Origin of the sequence: Streptomyces vastus, from assembly GCF_039532825.1 — a bacterium.
Taxonomy (GTDB): Bacteria; Actinomycetota; Actinomycetes; order Streptomycetales; family Streptomycetaceae; genus Streptomyces; species Streptomyces vastus.
Window position 1 is genome coordinate 157,696 of sequence record NZ_BAAASJ010000031.1, and the last position, 13,484, is coordinate 171,179.

At 72.2% G+C, this 13,484-nt stretch carries 15 protein-coding genes; 6 read left to right on the forward strand and 9 right to left on the reverse strand.

The window, feature by feature from the left end:
* Nucleotides 1–65: 65 nt before the first annotated feature.
* Both ABD357_RS15100 and ABD357_RS15105 read right to left on the reverse strand, forming a co-directional pair.
* Nucleotides 66–1,031, reverse strand: a complete 966-nt coding sequence (locus ABD357_RS15100) for an acetylxylan esterase (protein ID WP_344390490.1) — start codon at nt 1,029–1,031, stop codon at nt 66–68.
* 105 nt (nt 1,032–1,136) lie between these two features.
* The gene (locus ABD357_RS15105; protein ID WP_344390493.1) at nt 1,137–1,721 is read right to left on the reverse strand and encodes an Rv1733c family protein; all 585 of its coding nucleotides are present in this window, start codon (nt 1,719–1,721) and stop codon (nt 1,137–1,139) included.
* Nucleotides 1,722–1,948: 227 nt separating this feature from the next.
* Between ABD357_RS15105 and ABD357_RS15110 the strand changes: the two genes are divergently transcribed.
* Complete coding sequence (locus ABD357_RS15110) at nt 1,949–2,827, forward strand: universal stress protein (RefSeq protein ID WP_344390494.1); 879 nt, start codon at nt 1,949–1,951, stop codon at nt 2,825–2,827.
* Nucleotides 2,828–3,072: 245 nt separating this feature from the next.
* Here the strand turns inward: ABD357_RS15110 and ABD357_RS15115 are convergent, their stop codons facing one another.
* Nucleotides 3,073–3,828: a ferredoxin reductase gene (locus ABD357_RS15115; protein WP_344390545.1), complete on the reverse strand. Its 756-nt coding sequence runs from the start codon at nt 3,826–3,828 to the stop codon at nt 3,073–3,075.
* A 25-nt stretch (nt 3,829–3,853) separates the two neighbouring features.
* A complete protein-coding gene (locus ABD357_RS15120; protein WP_344390496.1) occupies nt 3,854–4,459 on the reverse strand; it encodes a sulfite oxidase-like oxidoreductase in 606 nt (201 codons plus the stop codon).
* A 127-nt stretch (nt 4,460–4,586) separates the two neighbouring features.
* On the opposite strand from ABD357_RS15120, the gene ABD357_RS15125 reads away from it, so the two are divergent.
* The 4 genes from ABD357_RS15125 to ABD357_RS15140 all read left to right on the forward strand — a co-directional run bounded on the left by ABD357_RS15125 (nt 4,587) and on the right by ABD357_RS15140 (nt 9,289).
* Nucleotides 4,587–5,507, forward strand: a complete 921-nt coding sequence (locus tag ABD357_RS15125) for an NADP-dependent oxidoreductase (protein WP_344390497.1) — start codon at nt 4,587–4,589, stop codon at nt 5,505–5,507.
* 215 nt (nt 5,508–5,722) lie between these two features.
* The gene (locus ABD357_RS15130) at nt 5,723–6,514 is read left to right on the forward strand and encodes a putative protein N(5)-glutamine methyltransferase (RefSeq protein ID WP_344390499.1); all 792 of its coding nucleotides are present in this window, start codon (nt 5,723–5,725) and stop codon (nt 6,512–6,514) included.
* 93 nt (nt 6,515–6,607) lie between these two features.
* Nucleotides 6,608–8,623 (forward strand): FAD-dependent oxidoreductase, encoded by a 2,016-nt coding sequence (locus tag ABD357_RS15135; RefSeq protein WP_344390500.1) that lies wholly within the window; start codon nt 6,608–6,610, stop codon nt 8,621–8,623.
* Nucleotides 8,624–8,719: 96 nt separating this feature from the next.
* Entirely contained in the window at nt 8,720–9,289 is a 570-nt protein-coding gene (locus ABD357_RS15140; RefSeq protein WP_344390501.1) for a PadR family transcriptional regulator, read from the forward strand.
* Here the strand turns inward: ABD357_RS15140 and ABD357_RS15145 are convergent, their stop codons facing one another.
* From ABD357_RS15145 to dhaK, 4 genes are all read right to left on the reverse strand, one after another.
* Nucleotides 9,290–9,856: a hypothetical protein gene (locus ABD357_RS15145; protein ID WP_344390503.1), complete on the reverse strand. Its 567-nt coding sequence runs from the start codon at nt 9,854–9,856 to the stop codon at nt 9,290–9,292. It abuts the gene before it with no gap.
* A 300-nt stretch (nt 9,857–10,156) separates the two neighbouring features.
* On the reverse strand, nt 10,157–10,567 hold the full coding sequence (locus ABD357_RS15150; RefSeq protein WP_344390504.1) for a PTS-dependent dihydroxyacetone kinase phosphotransferase subunit DhaM: 411 nt from the start codon (nt 10,565–10,567) through the stop codon (nt 10,157–10,159).
* A complete protein-coding gene (dhaL, locus tag ABD357_RS15155; RefSeq protein ID WP_344390548.1) occupies nt 10,560–11,159 on the reverse strand; it encodes a dihydroxyacetone kinase subunit DhaL in 600 nt (199 codons plus the stop codon). Before dhaL ends, ABD357_RS15150 begins: the two co-directional genes overlap by 8 nt.
* Before the next feature lie 80 nt (nt 11,160–11,239).
* Nucleotides 11,240–12,232, reverse strand: a complete 993-nt coding sequence (gene dhaK / locus ABD357_RS15160) for a dihydroxyacetone kinase subunit DhaK (protein WP_344390506.1) — start codon at nt 12,230–12,232, stop codon at nt 11,240–11,242.
* A gap of 172 nt (nt 12,233–12,404) precedes the next feature.
* Here dhaK and ABD357_RS15165 point away from each other — a divergent pair, with 172 nt between their 5' ends.
* Nucleotides 12,405–12,776, forward strand: coding sequence for a four-helix bundle copper-binding protein (locus tag ABD357_RS15165; RefSeq protein ID WP_344390507.1), 372 nt, complete (start codon nt 12,405–12,407; stop codon nt 12,774–12,776).
* 60 nt (nt 12,777–12,836) lie between these two features.
* Here ABD357_RS15165 and ABD357_RS15170 read toward each other — a convergent pair whose 3' ends face one another.
* Entirely contained in the window at nt 12,837–13,406 is a 570-nt protein-coding gene (locus tag ABD357_RS15170; protein WP_344390509.1) for a histidine phosphatase family protein, read from the reverse strand.
* Between the last annotated feature and the right edge of the window lie 78 nt (nt 13,407–13,484).

Consider the following 13,484-nt stretch of genomic DNA (forward strand, 5'->3'; position numbering starts at 1 on the left):
AACGGCGGGGTCCTCGCCCTCCGGCGAGGACCCCGAACTCTTGGACCGCGACGGAACCGCACCTTCTACAGGCGCTGCGGCAGCCACGCCAGCTGGGCCGCCTCCTGGTACGCGCCGCCGCCCTCGTGGTCGTTGAAGTCGTACACCTCGATCGTCTTGTCCTCGTGCGGCCAGGCGTTGAAGGCGGCGAACACCGTCGACGGCGGGCAGGTCTGGTCCTCCAGGGCAGCCGAGAACAGGGCCGGCGCCCGGCCGCGCGCCGCGAAGTGCACGCCGTCGAAGTAGGACAGCGTGCGCCGCACCTGCTCGGTGCGGCCGCGGTGGGTCTTGAGGTAGTTGCCGATCTCCCGGTACGGATCGCGGTCCGTCAGCGTCGTCGCGCGCGGGAAGTCGCACAGGAACGGCACGTCCGGGGCGATCGCCGCCAGGTCCGGAACGAGTCCGGCGACCGCGATCGTGATGCCGCCGCCCTGGCTGCCACCGACCGCCGCGGTGCGCGAGGCGTCGATCAGCGGATGCGAGCGGGCCGCCTCCACGGCCCGTACCCCATCGGTGAACACCCGCCGGTAGTAGTAGCTTTCGGGATCCTCGACCCCCCGCGTCATGAAGCCGGGATACGCGGGCCCGCTGCCCACCGGGTCCGGTGTGTCACCGCCGCCCCAGCCACTGCCCTGACCCCGGGTGTCCATCACGAAGTGCGCGAAGCCCGCCGAGGCCCACAGCAGATGCGTGTGCGGAAGGCCGCGCCCGCCGCCGTATCCGACGAACTGGACGACCGCCGGCCGTGGCGTGTCCGCCCAGGCGGGAAGCGTCAGCCAGCCCTTCACCGGGTGACCGCCGAACCCGGCGAACGTGACGTCGTACACCTTCACGGTCTTGAGATGCGTCTCGACCGGCTCGAAGGAGGCGTCCAGGTCGTACTCGCGCGCCTCCTGAAGCGTCTTGGCCCAGAAGGCGTCGAAGTCCTCGGGCTCGACGGACGCGCTGCGGTAGTTCCGGAGCTGGTCGAGGGGCAGGTCGAACAAGGCCATGGATGACCGCCTTTACGGGATCACGGGTCGGGGTGCGGATGATCACACCGTACGGGGGCCGTCAGCGGGTCACCAGACCCTTTTTCGCGCACCGGTCGGGCCCGGTCATGCCCAGCGGCGGCCCCATTCCGGTCCCGTACGGGCCCACTCGCGTTCCCATTCGGCCATGCGGTGGTGGAGGGCGACCCGGCGTACGACGAAGCGCCCGGCCAGGACGGCGGTCGCGGCGCCGACCGTGGCGCAGCCTCCCACCGCGAGCGCTTGCTGCCAGATCGCCGTGCTGTCCGCCGGAGCGGCGACGATCCGGCCGGCGTCGTCCAGCCACACATGGGTGTGGTCGCCGGGGCGGGTGCCGGCCGGGACCCGGGCCTCGCCCGTGCGCTCTCGCCCGCCGGGCTCGGTCCAGCGCACGCCGACCCAGTAGGCGGGCTGCTTGGCGCCCGTGGCGCTGGGTATCGCGGCGGGTGCCTGCTCGGTGACCTCCGCGCGCACCCGATGGCGTTCGGCCCGTTGCTCGGCGGCCGCGCCCCGCGCCGCGTCGTACGCCTGCCAGCCCATGGCGAGCCCCGTCAGCGGGGCGCCGACGCACAGCAGGACGGCGACGATCAGGGCCGTCCACGCCTCGACCACGTCACAGCGGCGGCGCAGCGGATTGGGCCGCCAACGCCAGCCGCGCACCCGCGTGCCCATGTCCACACCTCCTCATCGCTCGCGTCCGGCTGTCCCCGTCTCCGTCCGGTTCCGGAGCGGCTGGTCAGCGTCGTACGCCACCCGAGTTCCCCGTCGGCGCCGAACGGACCCTCTGAGTCGTCATCCTGTGGCGGTCAGTGCACGCGCCCGCCGGATCCGCCCGCCCACGACTGATCCGCGCCCCACGTGGAACCCGCGGAAGGGCACGAGGAAAGGCGGCGCGAGCCATGAGCAAGGACACCCGGGCCATCACCGTCGGCATCGACGGTTCCCGCGCCGGCCTGGACGCCGCCGACTGGGCGGCCCGCGAGGCTCACCGCCGTCACCTCGCGCTGCGCCTGCTGCATGCCGGCCCCGACCCCGTATCGCCGTCGGACGGCGGGCCGTCCCGAGCGACGCTCGACCGGGCCGCCGTCCAACTCGCCTACGCCCACCCGGCCTTGGAGATCATGGCCCGCCGCACCGAAACCCCCGCGGTCCCGGCGCTGCTCGCCGCAGCCGCGGAGTCGGAGGCGCTGGCCCTCGGCTCCCGCGGCTTCAGCGACTTCGCCGGTTTCCTGGTCGGCTCGGTCGCCCTCGCCGTCGCCTCCCGCGCCGAGCGCCCGGTGGTGCTGGTGCGTGCGGGCGAACTCCCCGAGGACGAGCGCGTGCCCGTCGGCGAGGGGACACCGCCGGCCGAGGCCCCGTACCTGCCGGTGGTCCTCGGCCTGGACCTGGCGCGCCCGGCCGACGACCTCATCGGCTACGCCTTCGACACGGCGGCTGTCCGCGCGGCACCCCTGCACGTCGTGCACGCCTGGACGCTGCCCCCGCCGCCCGGCTACGCCGTCGGCGCGCGAACGTGGGACGACACGGCCGGGCAGGAGGACGCCAACCGCCGCTCCCTGGCGGTGATTCTGCAGCCGTGGCGGCACAAGTTCCCGGAGACGACCGTCGTGGAGCAGGTGGTGTTCGGCCCGGCGGGACACCACCTGCTGAAGGCGTCGATCCAGGCGGGGCTGCTGGTCATAGGCCGCCGCACCACGGTCGGCGGGAGCCTCGGCCGCGTGGCCCACTTCGTGATCCACCACTGCACCTGCCCGGTCGCGGTGGTCCCCCACGACTAGCGCTCCGCTGGAGGTTCGGTTCGAAGCTGCGGGTTCGTTGTGGCTGGTCGCTCCCCCACTCTCGGCTTCTCCCCCACTCTCGGCTCCGCTCGAGCGGGGGGACCCCCATGAGCCGGGGGGGACCCCCATCGCGGCGGAGCCGCATATGTCACAGCCCCGCGCCCCTATCGGGGCCTGCGGCCCCTGAAGCGAGGGCGGTACCGCACCGGACTTCGGCAAGTCCGCTCAGGGCGCGCGGAGCAGCGTCAGCCGAAGCGCTCGATCCGGATACGGGCCACCGGCTGCCCCGCCTCGACGAGGAGCCGTGAGGCGTGCTCGGCGAACCCGTTGGAGCCGCACACGTAGGCTTCCCAGCCGCCGTCCGGCCCGTCGGCCAGGAGCGCCGCCACCTGCGCGGCCGACAGGCGCCCCACGGGCACGCCGGGCGGCGCGCTGCGCGTGAACACGGGCGTGGTCTCGGCGCCGTATTCCGACGCGTAGATCAACTCCTCCGGTCCGCGGGCCGAGACGAGCAGGCGCAGCGGCACGGACAGGGCGCGCGCACGGTGGTGGCGGACCATCGACATCAGCGGTACGACACCGGAGCCCGCGCCGACGAGCAGGGCGGGCCGGTCGCCGGTCCAGGCGAAGAAGCCGCTGTTCGGGCCGCGGACTTCGACCTGGTCGCCCGGTTCGGCGACGGTGTGGAACCAGCCCGACACCTCGCCGCCCTCGACATGGTCCAGTGTGAGCTCGATGTGCCCCAAGTCGTCGGGTGGCGACGCGATCGAGTAGTGCCGCTGGGCGGTGTAGCCGTCCTCCGCCGTGAGCCGCAGCATCACGTGCTGGCCGGGCACATGGCCGCGCCAGCCGGGCACGGCGAACCGGAAGGTGGCCACGCGCGGCGTCTCGCGGCGGATCTCGGTGAGCGTGGCGCACTGCCAGGTCGTCGCCGTGTCGTTGTTCACGGCGATGCGGCCGGGCACGGCGAACCGGGTCGGGGGCGTGAACGTCCCGGTCACGTGAAGGTCTTCGGTCGTCGGAGTCTCAGTCACCGGAGTAACGCTGCTCTTCCCAGGGGTTGCCGCGGTGGTGGTAGCCGTTCTGCTCCCAGAAGCCCGGCTCGTCGTGGTCCAGGAGTCTGAGCCCCGCGATCCACTTGGCGCTCTTCCAGAAGTACAGATGCGGTACGAGCAGCCGCGCCGGACCGCCGTGTTCCGCGGGCAGCGGCTCGTCGCCGTACTCCCAGACGATCCAGGCGCACCCGCCGGTCAGATCGGCCAGCGGGAGGTTGGTGGTGTACCCGGTGTGGGAGTACGCGACCGCGTGCGTCGCCTCCGGGGCCGGGCGTACGAGGTCCAGGAACGTGTCCAGCGACACGCCCCCGAAGCGCACCCCGAACTTCGACCAGCTCGTCACGCAGTGGATGTCGCCCTCGTACGCCGACGCCGGCAGCGCGTGGGCCTCGTCCCAGGACCAGGTGCGCGGCTCGGCCACCAGCCCGTCGACGGTGAACGTCCAGTCCGCGGGCGCCAGTTCGGGCGTGACCTCCGCGGACAGGACCGGCCAGTCGTCGCCCGCGTCGTACTGACCGGGCGGCAGCCCCGCGTTGGGGACGTGCGGGCGTCCGGTGAAGCCTCGGGTGACATGCATCGATCCACGGTACCCGGCGCCTGCGCGGGGAGTGGTTTCGGGGAATGGCCGCCCGGCGATCTTCCCGGCATGCTGAGCTGAGCAGGCGCAGCCCGGTGGAGAATCCCGGTGGAGAAAGAGGAACGAGATGCCCAAGGCGTACGTCTTCACGCGGTTCGGCGGTCCGGAGACCGAGGCCCTCGTCGACCAGGACCGGCCGAGCCCCGGCCCCGGTCAACTCCTGGTCTCCGTACGGACGGCGGGCGTGAACCCCGTCGACTACAAGCAGCGCAACGGCTACGCCCGCCCCGGCCAGGCCGCGCGCGAGCTGCCCGCGGTGTTCGGTAACGAGGCCGCGGGAGTGGTCGAAGAGATCGGTGAGGGAGTCACCGGCTTCGCGGTGGGCGACGCCGTGTTCGGCAATCCGGTCGGCGGCGGCTATGCCGAGTACACCCTGCTGCCCGTCGCGGTGACCGCGCACAAGCCCGACTCGGTCTCCTTCACTGACGCCGCGGTCCTGGCGGTCGCGGGGGCGACGGCGTACGACGGCATCCGCCAGCTCGACCTGCCCGCCGGTTCGACCCTGCTGATCACGGGTGCCGGCGGTGGCGTGGGCGTTGCGGCCACCCAGATCGCGCGCGCATTCGGGGTGCAGGTCATCGGCACGGCCGGCGCGGGCAAGAAGGACTTCGTCGAGTCGCTCGGCGCCGTGCATGTGCCCTCGGGCCCGGACTTCGTGGCCGATGTACGGGCCGCCGCCCCGGACGGCGTGGACGCGGTCTACGACCTCATCGGCGGCGAGGTCCTCGAAGCCGCGGCCGAACTCCTCACCGACCGCACGAAGTTGATCACCGCGGGCGGCAAGGACATAGTGCGCCGCCTCGGTGGCGCCCCCGTCGCCCGGGCCCGCACCGCCGCGGTCCTCGACGAGGTCGCCCACCTCGTGGCCGACGGCAAGCTGAACCCCTTCGTGACGCAGACCTTCCCCCTGACCCGCGCCGCGGAGGCACTGCGGCTGGTGGAGGACGGCCACGCCCGCGGGAAGACCGTCATCGAGGTCACCGGCTGAGCACTGCGTGTGGAACGGCGGTCGACCGCCTCGTGGCGGGCCTCCGGGGGCCGTGTAATGTTGCCGTCCGGCTGCGGACCGCCCCAGCCGTGCAGGGACCGAGGAGGTGAGCCCCATTACCGCTGTGTCAGCTCGGGTGCTCTCGCCTCAGGGGTTCACCGCCGCCAGGTGACCGGGAGAGCTCCCTTCGGGTTCCCGAAAGGCTCTCGGCTTCCATGCCCTTCTCCTCCATCCCCTCCGATTCGTACGCCGCCGTCGTCACTGCGCTCCGGTCCGCGGGCTGTGTCTTCGCCGAGGACGAGGCGCGGCTGATCGTCTCCACGGCCGGCACCCCGGCCGAACTCACCGCCATGGTGGACCGCCGCTCCGCGGGCCTGCCCCTCGAACACGTCCTCGGCTGGGCCGAGTTCTGCGGTCTGCGCATCGCCGTCGAGCCGGGCGTCTTCGTGCCGCGCCGACGTACCGAGTTCCTGGTCCAGCAGGCACTCGCGTCGGCCCCGGAAGCACCGGCCGTCGTCGTGGACCTGTGCTGCGGCTCGGGCGCGGTGGGCGCCGCGCTCGCCGCGTCCCTCCCCGGTGCCGAGCTGCACGCCGCCGACATCGACCCGGCCGCGGTGCGCTGCGCCCGCCAGAACGTCGGCGAGCGCGGCCACGTCCACAAGGGCGACCTCTTCGAGCCGCTGCCGCGCACCCTCCGTGGTCGCGTCGACGTCCTGGCCGCCAATGTGCCGTACGTCCCCACCGAAGAGGTGGGCCTCCTGCCGCCGGAGGCCCGCGACCACGAACCCCTCGTGGCGCTCGACGGCGGAGGCGACGGGCTCGACATCCTGCGCCGGGTGACGGCCGAGGCCCCGCTGTGGCTGGCCCCCGCGGGCTCCCTCCTGGTCGAGACGAGCGAACGCCAGGCATCCGTCGCCGTCGAAACCTTCGCCGACGCCGGGCTGGTTCCGCGCCTGGCCGTGTCGGAGGAGCTGTACAGCACCGTCGTCATCGGAACGAGGTCCTAGTCACATCGGCCCCGCCATCATTGTGCAACTAGTTGCATAAAGCTCGGCCCCTCGTCTACAACAGACGTGACGACACCGCGCACGGAGGGGCCCATGAGCCGTTACCCGCATCTGCTGACCCCGCTCGACCTGGGCTTCACGAGCCTGCCCAACCGCGTACTCATGGGCTCCATGCACGTGGGCCTGGAGGAGGCTGAGCGCGGCTTCGAGCGCATGGCGGAGTTCTACGCGGCCCGGGCCCGCGGGGGAGTGGGGCTCATCGTCACCGGCGGTATCGCGCCCAATGAGGCGGGACGGCCGTACGAGGGCGGAGCCAAGCTCACGACCGAGGCGGAGGCCGGGCAGCACACCGTCATCACCGAGGCCGTGCACCGCGAGGGTGGCAGAATCGCGATGCAGATCCTGCACTTCGGGCGGTACGCCTATCACCAGGACCTCGTCGCGCCCAGCGCCCTCCAGGCCCCGATCAGCCCCCATGTCCCGCACGCGCTCACCGACGACGAGGTCGAGCGGACGATCGACGACTACGCCCGCGCCGCCCGCCTCGCCCGGCAGGCCGGCTACGACGGCGTCGAGATCATGGGCTCCGAGGGCTATCTCATCAACGAGTTCATCGCCACGCAGACCAATCACCGCGAGGACCGCTGGGGCGGCCCGTACGAGAACCGTATGCGCTTCCCCGTCGAGATCGTCCGCCGCGTACGCGAGGCGGTCGGCGAGGACTTCGTCATCATCTACCGGCTGTCGATGCTGGACCTGGTGCCCGGCGGATCGACGCTGGACGAGGTGATCACGCTGGCCCGGGCCGTCGAGGCCGCCGGAGCGACGATCATCAACACCGGTATCGGCTGGCACGAGGCGCGGATCCCCACCATCGCGACCTCGGTGCCGCGCGGCGCGTACGCCTGGGTGACCAAGAAGGTCATGGGCGCCGTCTCGATCCCGCTGGTGACGACCAACCGCATCAACACCCCTGATCTCGCCGAGCAGTTGCTCGCCGACGGCTACGCCGACATGGTGTCCCTGGCCCGCCCGATGCTCGCCGACCCCGAGTTCGTCAACAAGGCACGCGACGGACGCCCCGACGCCATCAACACCTGCATCGGCTGCAACCAGGCCTGCCTCGACCACACCTTCAGCGGCAAGATCACCTCCTGCCTGGTCAACCCGCGCGCCTGCCACGAGACCGAGCTGGTCCTCTCACCGACCCGGCGGCGTCGGCGTGTCGCCGTCGTCGGGGCGGGCCCCGCCGGACTCGCCTGCGCCGTCTCCGCCGCCGAACGCGGCCACGACGTCACGCTCTACGACGCCGCGAGGGAGATCGGCGGCCAGCTGAACGTGGCCCGCAAGGTCCCGGGCAAGCAGGAGTTCGACGAGACGCTGCGCTACTTCCGTACGCAGCTCGAACTGCGGGGAGTGGAGGTGCGGTTGGGCAGGTACGTGACCGCGGACGACCTCGCCGGCTACGACGAGACGGTGATCGCCACCGGCGTCACGCCCCGTACCCCGGAGATCCCCGGCGTCGACCACCCGAGCGTCGTCGGCTACCTCGACGTGCTGCGCGACAGTGTGCCCGTCGGCGACCGCGTCGCGATCCTCGGCGCGGGCGGCATCGGCTTCGACGTCGCCGAGTACCTGACCGACAGCGGCGACAAGGCGAGCGAGGACCCGGCGACGTACTTCCGGCAGTGGGGCGTCGACATGGACCACCGGGCGCCCGGCGGCCTCGCCGCGCCCGCGCGGCTCCCGTCGCCGCGCTCCGTCCACCTCCTGCAGCGGAAGGCCTCCAAGGTCGGCGCCGGGCTCGGCAAGACCACCGGCTGGATCCACCGCACGGAGCTCAGGCACCGCGGGGTCACCATGATCCCGGGTGTCCAGTACGACCGGATCGACGACGCAGGCCTGCACGTCACCGTCGGCGGGCAGAGCACCGTCCTGCCGGTCGACACGATCGTGCTCTGCACCGGGCAGGAGCCGCGCCGCGACCTGTACGACGAGTTGCGCGCCGCCGGTCGCAGAGTGCACCTCATCGGCGGCGCGGACGTGGCCGCCGAACTGGACGCCAAGCGCGCGATCAGGCAGGGCACGGAGCTGGCGGCGGCGCTGTAGGCGATCGATCAGCTTTCGGGCGCAGCGCTCGAGTGCACCGGCTGCGGGCGTCCTGCCCGCCCGTGAGGCGTACCGCCGCGTACCTAGGATGAGTTCATGTCACTGCCGCACGCCATCCTCACCGCCCTGCTGGAGAAGCCGTCGTCGGGCCTTGAGCTGACCCGGCGTTTCGACAGGTCGATCGGCTACTTCTGGTCGGCGTCGCATCAGCAGATCTATCGCGAGCTGAGCAAACTGGAAACCGAGGGCTACATCCGGGCCCTGCCGGCCGAGCAGCCGGCCCGCGGGCAGAAGAAGAGCTACGAGGTCCTGCCCGCGGGCCGTGCCGAGCTTACCCGCTGGACCGCCGCCTCCCAGGACCCGAAGCCCCTGCGCGACCCGCTGCTGCTGCGTCTGCGCGCCGCGGCCGTGGTCGGCACCGCGGGCATCGAGGCGGATCTGCGCCACCATCTCGACCTGCACCGGCAGCAGTTGGCGGACTACGAGGAGATCCAGCAGCGGGACTTCCCGCCCGGCAGACAGACGCCCCAGGAACGGCTCCAGCACCTCATCCTGCGCGCCGGGATCGACCTGGAGACGTTCTGGACCCGCTGGCTGACGGATGCGCTGGAGGAGTTCGGGCGACTGCCCGCGCAGGACCCGGCTTCCCGGGACTCGACGGTGTGATCAGAGCCGGTTGGGCTTCGCGCGGCGGCGCAGGACCCAGGCTGTCGCCCCGACGCCCGTCGCCACCAGGACCCCGCCCGCCGTGTAGGTGACGGTGCTGTAGTCCTTCGCGCTGCCGCCCGTACCGCCCATGACTCCGCGCGTCGTCGTCGCCGTCGGCGAGGGCGTCCGCGTCGGAGACGGCGATGGGGTGGCCGTCGCGGAGATCGTGGGGCTTGTGCCCGTGGACACGGTGATGGACTGGGTGCCCGCCGTCGTGCCGTTCTCGCAGACCACGATGACGGTGTACGTGCCCGCGCTGACGCCCGACCACGAGGCGCTCTGGGTGCCGGTGCCAGAAAGCGCCACCTGGCGTCCCTGAGCGAAGTTCGTCTGGCCGCTGGACAGCAGCGAGGCGTCGCCGCCGCTCGGGCACGAGGTGGTGTTGACCTGGACCGTGGACCCACTGGAGGTCACGGTGATCTGGGTGTTCACCGCGGCGGCGGGCCCGGCAGTGAGGGCCAGTGGCAGCGCGGCGGTGGCCGCCACGGTCAGACCGGCGCGGACGAACGTCTGAGTAGTACGCATTGGACTGCCCTCCGGCGGCACGGTTGGCGGTACATCCCATGCGCCGCCGAGGGTTGGGAAACGCCCGTGCTGCCCTGGGACGAGCCAACGTGCCCTTCACGGCCTCCGCACGCGGGGCGGGCCCGGTCAGGTGACAGAGTCCTCCGTACGGCGCACCGGGACCGCGCGCCACGCCATGTCACCGGACTGGCGGCCCGATCCAACCGCATGCCCTCACCAGCGCCCGGCCGCCCCCGTGGTCACCGTCCGCTCCGCCGAGAAGCCGGCCGGCCCCCCGATCACGGCTGTGCCGTGGCCGGGTCACACCTTTCGGTACGTGTACGCCTCCGCAGCCGCCGCTTCCACCGCCGCGAGGTCCGCTCCCGACGATGCGGTGACGACCGCGGCGACCGCGCCCTCGACGAAGGGGGCGTCCACGAGGCGGGTGTGGGCCGGGAGTTCGTCACCTTCGGCGAGGAGCGTCTTCACGGTGAGGACCGCGCTGCCGAGGTCGGTGAGGACCGCGACACCGGCGCCGCGGTCCACGGAGGCCGCCGCGGCGGAGATCAGCTCGGCGCTGGTGCCGAGGCCGCCGCCCTCGACCCCGCCTGCCGGAGCCACCGGCGCGGTCGTGCCACCGCCCGCGAGCCCTGCCGCCAGGTCGGCGACCGAGGCGGCCACCGCGGCGCTGTGCGACACGAGCACGATCCCCACCAGCTTCTCGTCACTCACCGGCCGCCTCCTCGAGAGCCGCGATCAGCAGGGCGGAGGAGGTGGCACCGGGATCCTGGTGCCCGATGCTCCGCTCACCCAGATAACTCGCTCTGCCCTTGCGGGCCTGCAAGGGCGTGGTGGCCAGGGCACCCTCCTCGGCGGCGGCCCGCGCTGCCGCGAAGGAATCTCCGAGCGCGTCGACCGCGGGCACCAGCGCGTCGATCATGGTCTTGTCGCCGGGCGCCGCCCCGCCGAGCTGCATCACCGCGTCCACCCCGGTGCGCAACGCGTCCGTGAGCTGCTCCTCGCTGACCTCCTCCGCGTCCCCGAGCGCCTTCCCGGTACGGCGCAGCAGCGTGCCGTACAGCGGACCCGACGCACCGCCCACCGTCGAGATCAGCTGACGCCCGGCGAGCATGAGGACGGCACCCGGCGTGCCCGGCGCCTCCTTCTCCAGCGTGGCCGTCACGGCCGTGAAGCCGCGCTGCAGATTGCTGCCATGGTCGGCGTCGCCAATCGGCGAATCGAGGGCGGTGAGCCGCGCCGCCTCGCGGTCGACGGACGCGGCGGTTGCCGTCATCCAACGGCGGAAGAAGTCGGCGTCGAGCACAGGATCTCCTCGCATGGTGCTTGCGTAGTCGTAGTGCTGGTCTGGGTGCTTGCCTGGCAAGGGAGTTGACCGGTCTCAGGTCAGATGCCCCAGCGCAGGCCCGCCGTACGCACCGGAGCGTCCCACAGCCGCAGCAGCTCCTCGTCGACCTGACACAGCGTCACCGAGGCTCCTGCCATGTCGAGCGAGGTGACGTAGTTGCCGACGAGTGTGCGCGCCACGGCGACGCCACGCTCGGTCAGCACGCGCTGCACCTCCGCGTTGAAGCCGTACAGCTCCAGAAGCGGCGTCGCACCCATGCCGTTGACCAGGACCAGCACCGGATTCCTGGGGCTCAGGTCCTCCAGGATCGCGTTCACCGAGAAGTCGGCGATCTCCCGCGACGTCATCATCGCGCGCCGCTCACGGCCGGGCTCGCCATGGATGCCGACGCCCAACTCCAGCTCACCGGACGGGAGATCGAAGGTGGGGCTGCCCTTTGCCGGAGTGGTGCAGGCGCTCAGGGCGACACCGAAGCTGCGGGAACTCTCGTTGACCTGACGGGCAACCGCCTCGACCCGCTCCAGCGACTGGCCCTCCTGCGCCGCGGCGCCCGCGATCTTCTCCACGAACAGCGTCGCGCCGGTGCCGCGCCGCCCCGCCGTGTAGAGGCTGTCGGTCACCGCCACGTCGTCGTTGACGAGCACCTTCGCCACCTGGATGCCCTCGTCCTCGGCGAGCTCCGCCGCCATGTCGAAGTTCAGTACGTCCCCGGTGTAGTTCTTCACGATGAACAGCACTCCGGCGCCGCTGTCCACGGCGGCGGCCGCGCGCACCATCTGGTCCGGCACCGGGCTGGTGAACACCTCGCCCGGACAGGCCGCCGACAGCATCCCCGGACCCACGAACCCGCCGTGCAGCGGCTCGTGCCCCGAACCTCCACCGGAGACGAGGCCCACCTGCCCGGCGACCGGAGCGTCCCGCCGTACGATCACCCGGTTCTCGACATCCACGGTCAGCTCGGGATGCGCGGCGGCCATGCCCCGCAGCGCGTCCGCGACAACCGTCTCCGCGACGTTGATGAGCATCTTCATTCCGTACCTCCGGGTGAGGTGAGCAGCCGTGGCCGCGTCCTGGATCTCTCAAGGCCTGCGGGTCAAGTATCGATCGCCGAGTGCGGTTGGGCACGGGTGGGAACGGCAGATCTCGTGCCCGCTTGGTGACGCCATCGGGTTTGGCGAGGCGGCGTACGGCTACCCGGACAGCGTGGCAGCGACAGATCAGCAGGAACTCGTCCGATTCCTCGAGGACCGGTTCGCCTGTGCGCAGGCGTGTACCGACTGCGCGCGGGTGTGTGCGCTGCGCGCGAGTCTGGCCGATCTCGACGGTCCCGAAGACCAGCAGCAGCTGCGGCGCAAGAGCATCATGTGCGCGGAGGTCTGCGACGCGACCTGCCGCGTGCTCGCCGAACAGACCTGGCAGGACGAGGCCGCAACGCGCGCCCAGGTCGAGTGGTGCCGCGCCGTCTGCCTGGAGACCGCGCATGTCTTCGACCGGAACCCCGACGCCGAGGAGGGCGCGCTGGCTTGCCGGGACTGTGCGCGCGCCTGCACGGACTTCCTCGCCCTGCTGAGGTGACGAGTTTGCTGGAGTGACGGCCGGCCCGCGGTGACGGGCCGCCGCCTGCCCCTCCGACTGTCAGCCGCCGAGCGTCCGGCCCACCCGTACGTTCCAGCGTCCGGCCCGCCCGCTGAGCTCCGTCGCGGTGAGCGGCGGTACGTCGATCCGCCAGAACGCCGCCTCCGGGGCGCCGAGCGCCCGTACCACCGCGGCCCGTACGATCTCCGGCTCGACGACGGCGAGGGTCCGGCCCTCGAACTGCCCAGCCACATCGAGCCACTTGGCGACCCGGTCGCACAACCCGCGTACGGATTCACCGCCGTGCGGTGCGTACGACGGATCCGCCAGCCAGCGTGCGACCGCCTCCGGTTCCCCGGCGCTCACCTCGGCCAGGCTCGCGCCGCGCCAGCGGCCGACGTCCAGTCCCGCCAACCCGGGCTCGTCCGCGGCGTCGAGACCGAGCGCGGCGGCCGTCTCGCGACAGCGCACGCCGGGGGAGACCAGGGCCCGGTCCACAGCGGGCAACGAACCCTCGGCCGCCTCCGCGAGCCGCAGCCCGGCGGCATCGAGGGAGCATCCGTCGTCGAAACGCGCCTCCCGCAAGGCAGCACTGATCGCTGGTGAGATCAACATCACTCGGCTGGTCATCGGCCCACTCTCGTACTCAAACGCCCGCTCAAAGCCCTTGCCCGCACCGGGAATTGGCGCGTGACCAGGGCAACGGCG

What these genes read in the sequence shown, in the direction of transcription:
- ABD357_RS15100 (WP_344390490.1), bottom strand. Translation starts at nt 1,031, where the DNA reads ATGGCCTTGTTCGACCTGCCCCTCGACCAGCTCCGGAACTACCGCAGC.
- ABD357_RS15105 (WP_344390493.1), bottom strand. Translation starts at nt 1,721, where the DNA reads ATGGGCACGCGGGTGCGCGGCTGGCGTTGGCGGCCCAATCCGCTGCGC.
- ABD357_RS15110 (WP_344390494.1), top strand. Translation starts at nt 1,949, where the DNA reads ATGAGCAAGGACACCCGGGCCATCACCGTCGGCATCGACGGTTCCCGC.
- ABD357_RS15120 (WP_344390496.1), bottom strand. Translation starts at nt 4,459, where the DNA reads ATGCATGTCACCCGAGGCTTCACCGGACGCCCGCACGTCCCCAACGCG.
- ABD357_RS15125 (WP_344390497.1), top strand. Translation starts at nt 4,587, where the DNA reads ATGCCCAAGGCGTACGTCTTCACGCGGTTCGGCGGTCCGGAGACCGAG.
- ABD357_RS15130 (WP_344390499.1), top strand. Translation starts at nt 5,723, where the DNA reads ATGCCCTTCTCCTCCATCCCCTCCGATTCGTACGCCGCCGTCGTCACT.
- ABD357_RS15135 (WP_344390500.1), top strand. Translation starts at nt 6,608, where the DNA reads ATGAGCCGTTACCCGCATCTGCTGACCCCGCTCGACCTGGGCTTCACG.
- ABD357_RS15140 (WP_344390501.1), top strand. Translation starts at nt 8,720, where the DNA reads ATGTCACTGCCGCACGCCATCCTCACCGCCCTGCTGGAGAAGCCGTCG.
- ABD357_RS15145 (WP_344390503.1), bottom strand. Translation starts at nt 9,856, where the DNA reads ATGCGTACTACTCAGACGTTCGTCCGCGCCGGTCTGACCGTGGCGGCC.
- dhaK (WP_344390506.1), bottom strand. Translation starts at nt 12,232, where the DNA reads ATGAAGATGCTCATCAACGTCGCGGAGACGGTTGTCGCGGACGCGCTG.
- ABD357_RS15170 (WP_344390509.1), bottom strand. Translation starts at nt 13,406, where the DNA reads ATGACCAGCCGAGTGATGTTGATCTCACCAGCGATCAGTGCTGCCTTG.